The following is a 5,019-nucleotide window of genomic DNA, read 5'->3' as shown; positions in this document are numbered from 1 at the left end:
CCAAGTTTTATTCTATCATGAGGAAATGCCTATTTTAATACAACGGTAAAACCTCTCCGGAACCATACGCATAGCGCATGGTTTACTTTTATATAAATATAAAAAAGGACACGAAACATTATGTTTTTTCGTGTCCTTTTTCGATGTGTGCGATCGCTTCAGGTTTAAATTCACTTTGACAATCGACACAATAAAAACGCTGACCTTTTTTCTTATAAATTAGCCATATGATACCTAATATGATCGCATATACAGTTAACACAAGTAAGCTTCCGAAAAGGTTTTTAGCAAGCGCACCCGAACTGATATATACAATACACTGAATTCCAAAAAAGATTGTCGTAAAAATGACTAATAGCAAAAGACAACCGCTTTTCGTTTCTCCTATTCGTTCCGACTGGCATTTCGGACAATGTGTAAGTGTCATATCCCCCACTCCATTTCTATATTGCAATATTTAATTTCATTATACATGTAAACATGTGGTAGAGATATGCATTTTCAAAAAAATACACATTTTTCGCTCTAAAAAGCTTAAAATGTGTATCCCATCCTATTTTTCAATTTATCATTCAAAGAAGCATCTCAATTTAAGCAAATGTATAGGTTTCTATTTCTTCCCATTTCTCTGCATCATCGTTATATTTCATAAGAGACAATTTATCAATGACTTCTTTGTGATCAATACCAGCTAAACGCACTTGACCATAGATATCTTCAAATTCTTGGCTCGTAAGACCTTGAGCAATAGTAAAATGTGGCACAAATGGATGCTCAGCTTCACCGTAAAAATCATCACCATCAAAACGATCAAATAAATCCTGTAATTCATCTGTTTTTTCAACTTTGAAATAAATCACATTTGTCGTCGGCGCAAAATTCGATGCTTTCGTCGCGTGAACCGTAAGAGGTTGAACGCCTTCAATACGTTTTTGAATTTCTTGTTTAATCGTATCTAAAGCATGATCATCGACTTCAAATCGACTTTTAACAGTGACATGTGGTTTAATTTTTGTGTAATGTTTATCATAGCGTTTACGATATGCATTGACCTCATCTTGAAACGCTTGTGACGGAATTAACGCTAACCCTAGAATCATTGAAATTCCTCCTTTGTTTGTCCTTGAATCTATTATAGCAAAAATTTATATCATTGGTTACTTAAAAAGTATTTTAACAATTCTGGTAGTTCCTTTTTCCACGTTTTCCAGTTGTGTCCTCCATCTAATTCTTTATAAAAATAGGTCGCTTCTGTTTCTGAAATACGTGTATGCATCTCTCGATTAGGTGTAAGAAAATCTGCACGTTTACCATTTGTTGGAAGTTCAAAATCCTTTTCTTCTTTGCCAATGACATGCCAAATAGATAAGGCATTCATAAATTGACAACGCTTTATTAATGCGTCCACCATCCCATCGTAGTGTGGGCTTAATACCCCCACTTGACTCATCACACGTGGATATGACAAGGCCGTCAGCAACGCGATGCTTCCTGCCAAACTATCACCTAATAATAGACGTGCATTCCCTACTCTATATGTTGGGAATGTCTCATCTATCCAAGGTAAAATTTCGCGTGCTACCGCTTGAACAGTTTGTGATGCTTTTTTACCTTGTGGATGAAATTCAATCCGTCGCTTTTCAACATTTTCATAATGAAAACCAACAATAATCGCACGTTCAATTTCATGTTTTTGTCTTAAGCGTTCATATACGCGATGAATTTGACCAAATCTAAAAAAATCGCGTCCATCAAAACAAAAAATCACCTTACTTTTATAAAGATCAGAGTAGTCCTCTGGTAAATAAACAGACAAGGTAACCTGCCTATCTAAGATGTCACTTTGAACATCTAATGTCGTTATTTTGCCAGGTTTAAAATCAGACATCATTAAAGCGCCCCCTATACGAATTCATAACTATTGTATCAAGAGACGCTTTACTTGTTAACTAGACAGTGCTATACATAAATATTTACCCTATTTGTCATTTATTACGTTGTTATATTTGTTGAATTATTTATTGTTCATCGTCCGGATTGTAATTTTGTTCTTTTAAACGTCGTGGATAATCCTCTAACCAGAATTTAGCTGTTGGTAATTCTTGTGCATCTGGACGGTAAATGGCAGTTTTTCCTGTGCCATATTTTTTCTTATGCTGTTCGAAGTCTTTCAATGCTTTTAGGGCAGGCTTACATAAAATCCATATTGCGATAATATTCAGCCACGCCATCATACCGACACCTAGATCACCTAAAGCCCAAGCAACGTCAGCTGTTTTAATTGAGCCATATGCAGTAGCGGCAATGAGTAGAATTCGAATAACATTACGCCATAATTTGTTCTGTTTTTTGGCTATTCTATTGGTAATATAGCTGACATTGGTTTCAGCCATATAGTAATACGCTAAAATTGTCGTGAATGCAAAGAAGAATAGTGCGATTGCAATAAAGTAAGACCCTAAACCAGAGAACGTTGGATCAAAGTGATAATTTGATCCTTGGAAAGCTTTATCAATACCTGCTTGAGCATACATTGCTGTTCCTGAATAATCTTTAGTACCATCAGCATTTTGAACGTAAATACCTCCATTTTCAATTAATCCTGGACGTCCATCTGCTGCTGTCGTACCATCTGTCGTATTATATGTACCAGATATTAAAATGATTAAAGCTGTGGCTGTACATACAAATAATGTATCTACATATACTGAAAATGCTTGAACTAGGCCTTGCTTTGCTGGGTGAGATACTTCAGCTGCAGCAGCGGCATGTGGTCCTGTACCTTGGCCGGCTTCGTTTGAATATAATCCACGTTTAACACCGATTTCAATCATCGCACCAATAATTCCACCAAAAGCGGCTTCCATACCAAATGCTGATTTGAAAATTAATGCAAATAATGCAGGTACTTCTGTGATATTAAGTGCGATAATCACGAGTGCCATTAAAATATAAATGATTGCCATAAAAGGTACGACCGCTGTTGCGACTTTCGCAATCCATTTGACACCACCAAAAATAATTAATGCCAGAATAATAATGAGTGCTACCGCAATAACCCATGCTGGAATGCCAAAAGCATTATGCATTGAACTTGCTATCGCATTAGACTGTACCCCGGGCAGTAATAAGCCTACAGAAATGATAGTAACTACCGCAAATAACAACCCGTATGCTTTACCAAATTTCCCCTTAATCCCCTGTTCTATGTAATAGGCTGGACCACCGCGATATTCACCATCTTCTTCTTTTTTAAAAATTTGACCGAGTGTGGATTCTATAAATGCTGTACCTGCACCTAAAAACGCTGTTGCCCACATCCAAAAAACAGCACCTGGACCACCAATAAATATCGCCGTTGAAACCCCAACAATATTACCTGTTCCCACACGTCCTGCAAGCGACAATGCAATGGCTTGGAAACTTGAAATTCCGGTTGGAGATTTTTCTCCTTGGAACATCAGTCGAATCATTTCTTTAAAATGCCTTACTTGTAAAAACCGTGTCATTAAACTAAACAAAATCCCTGTGAGTAAGAGACCATAGACGAGTGGTTTACTCCATACAATTTCATTTAACCACCCCACGATTGCTTCAACCATAAACATACCCCCATGTTTTCTGAAAAGATTAAAATTTTCAGATAAATATGCACTCATTATAACGGTAAATTATAATCCGTGCAACTCAATTCAAAATTTAGTATTTGTATTTTTATTCACAAATATTTGTTTCATCACACCCAAAATTGGGCTATACTGAAGTGTAACAAATTTATAAGGAGGCACATCTTATGACAAATAAAGTGTGGTTTCGTACGGGTGTTGCTTTATTAATACTTTTCCTTTTAATAAAGCTCTTTTTAGAAATCAATCACATTTTTATGCCACTCATTATTATCGTGCAGTCAGTATTATTACCCTTATTAATGGGTGGGTTTTTATTTTACATATGTTTACCTTTTCAAAAAATGCTTGAAAAAAGGCATGTTCCAAGATGGGCAAGTATTACGATTATTCTTTTAGGATTAATGGCCATTATTGGTGCCATTATCGGAATCGTTGGTCCGGTTATTACGAGTCAGGTTCAGAATTTAATTAAAAACATTCCAACGATTCAACGTGAAGCTCAAGGCTTAATTAACTTTGTCCTCGATCAACGCGATCGTTTACCATCAAATGTGACTGATAAGATTAATAGCATGATCTCTCAAGTAGGTTCATATACAACGGATATTTTATCCAATTCTTTCAATATTATTAGCAGTATCATCTCGACACTATTTTTACTTATCTTAGTTCCATTTTTCTTGATTTTTATGTTAAAAGATCACGAACGTTTTATTCCTGCCATTGCACGTATTTTTAATGGTGATCGCAAAATCTTTGTAGTAAATCTGTTAACAGATTTAAACCACACGTTAAAATCATATATTCAAGGTCAAGTCATGGTGAGCTTAATTCTAGGTGTTATTTTATTTATCGGCTATAGTCTCATCGGACTAGAATATACGGTTTTACTCGTCATGTTCGCAATTATTACAAATATGATTCCATTTTTAGGGCCATGGATGGCATTTTTACCTGCTGGCATATTAGGTCTTATTCAAAGTCCAACAACTTTTGTATGGGTATGTGTTGTCACATTGGTTGCGCAACAGCTTGAAGGTAATGTCATCACACCAAATGTCATGGGTAAATCACTTAACATTCATCCTTTAACAATCATTATTGTAATTTTGGCTTCAGGTAGCTTAGGCGGCTTTGGTTTAATTTTAGTTGCCGTACCGTTATATGCCGTATTGAAAACAATCGTACGTAATGTTTTCAAATACAGACATCAAATTATGTTAAAAGCAAGAAGTAACGTCGACGAGCACCACACTCATACCAAAATTTGACTAAAGCTTTAACATCAACAGAAAAAGGGGCTGGGACATAGGGTTTCAGCTTCCAAGAAAAACACCACAAAAATCACTTCAAAAGATTTTGTGGTGTTTTTTCATTTGAATTCTACTTA

Annotated in this window: 5 protein-coding genes; 1 reads left to right on the top strand and 4 read right to left on the bottom strand. The window is 35.8% G+C overall.

The window, feature by feature from the left end; translation table 11 throughout:
- Window positions 1-118: 118 nt before the first annotated feature.
- The 4 genes from CD172_RS11770 to CD172_RS11755 form a co-directional block, all read right to left on the bottom strand.
- Window positions 119-427 (bottom strand): hypothetical protein, encoded by a 309-nt coding sequence (locus CD172_RS11770; RefSeq protein ID WP_037565920.1) that lies wholly within the window; start codon window positions 425-427, stop codon window positions 119-121.
- A gap of 163 nt (window positions 428-590) precedes the next feature.
- Complete coding sequence (locus CD172_RS11765; protein ID WP_060550692.1) at window positions 591-1,100, bottom strand: 2'-5' RNA ligase family protein; 510 nt, start codon at window positions 1,098-1,100, stop codon at window positions 591-593.
- A 50-nt stretch (window positions 1,101-1,150) separates the two neighbouring features.
- Window positions 1,151-1,888 (bottom strand): esterase family protein, encoded by a 738-nt coding sequence (locus CD172_RS11760; RefSeq protein WP_103346453.1) that lies wholly within the window; start codon window positions 1,886-1,888, stop codon window positions 1,151-1,153.
- A gap of 130 nt (window positions 1,889-2,018) precedes the next feature.
- Window positions 2,019-3,602, bottom strand: a complete 1,584-nt coding sequence (locus tag CD172_RS11755) for an alanine/glycine:cation symporter family protein (protein ID WP_060550691.1) — start codon at window positions 3,600-3,602, stop codon at window positions 2,019-2,021.
- A 191-nt stretch (window positions 3,603-3,793) separates the two neighbouring features.
- Here CD172_RS11755 and cozEa point away from each other — a divergent pair, with 191 nt between their 5' ends.
- Window positions 3,794-4,900, top strand: a complete 1,107-nt coding sequence (gene cozEa / locus CD172_RS11750) for a lipoteichoic acid biosynthesis protein CozEa (RefSeq protein ID WP_103346452.1) — start codon at window positions 3,794-3,796, stop codon at window positions 4,898-4,900.
- Window positions 4,901-5,019 lie beyond the last annotated feature (119 nt).

It is taken from the genome of Staphylococcus agnetis, assembly GCF_002901865.1.
Classification (GTDB): domain Bacteria; phylum Bacillota; class Bacilli; order Staphylococcales; family Staphylococcaceae; genus Staphylococcus; species Staphylococcus agnetis.
The sequence above is the reverse complement of the archived record's forward strand: the minus strand, read 5'-3'. Positions and strand labels throughout refer to the sequence as shown.

What these genes read in the sequence shown, in the direction of transcription:
- CD172_RS11770 (WP_037565920.1), bottom strand. Translation starts at nt 427, where the DNA reads ATGACACTTACACATTGTCCGAAATGCCAGTCGGAACGAATAGGAGAA.
- CD172_RS11765 (WP_060550692.1), bottom strand. Translation starts at nt 1,100, where the DNA reads ATGATTCTAGGGTTAGCGTTAATTCCGTCACAAGCGTTTCAAGATGAG.
- CD172_RS11760 (WP_103346453.1), bottom strand. Translation starts at nt 1,888, where the DNA reads ATGTCTGATTTTAAACCTGGCAAAATAACGACATTAGATGTTCAAAGT.
- CD172_RS11755 (WP_060550691.1), bottom strand. Translation starts at nt 3,602, where the DNA reads ATGGTTGAAGCAATCGTGGGGTGGTTAAATGAAATTGTATGGAGTAAA.
- cozEa (WP_103346452.1), top strand. Translation starts at nt 3,794, where the DNA reads ATGACAAATAAAGTGTGGTTTCGTACGGGTGTTGCTTTATTAATACTT.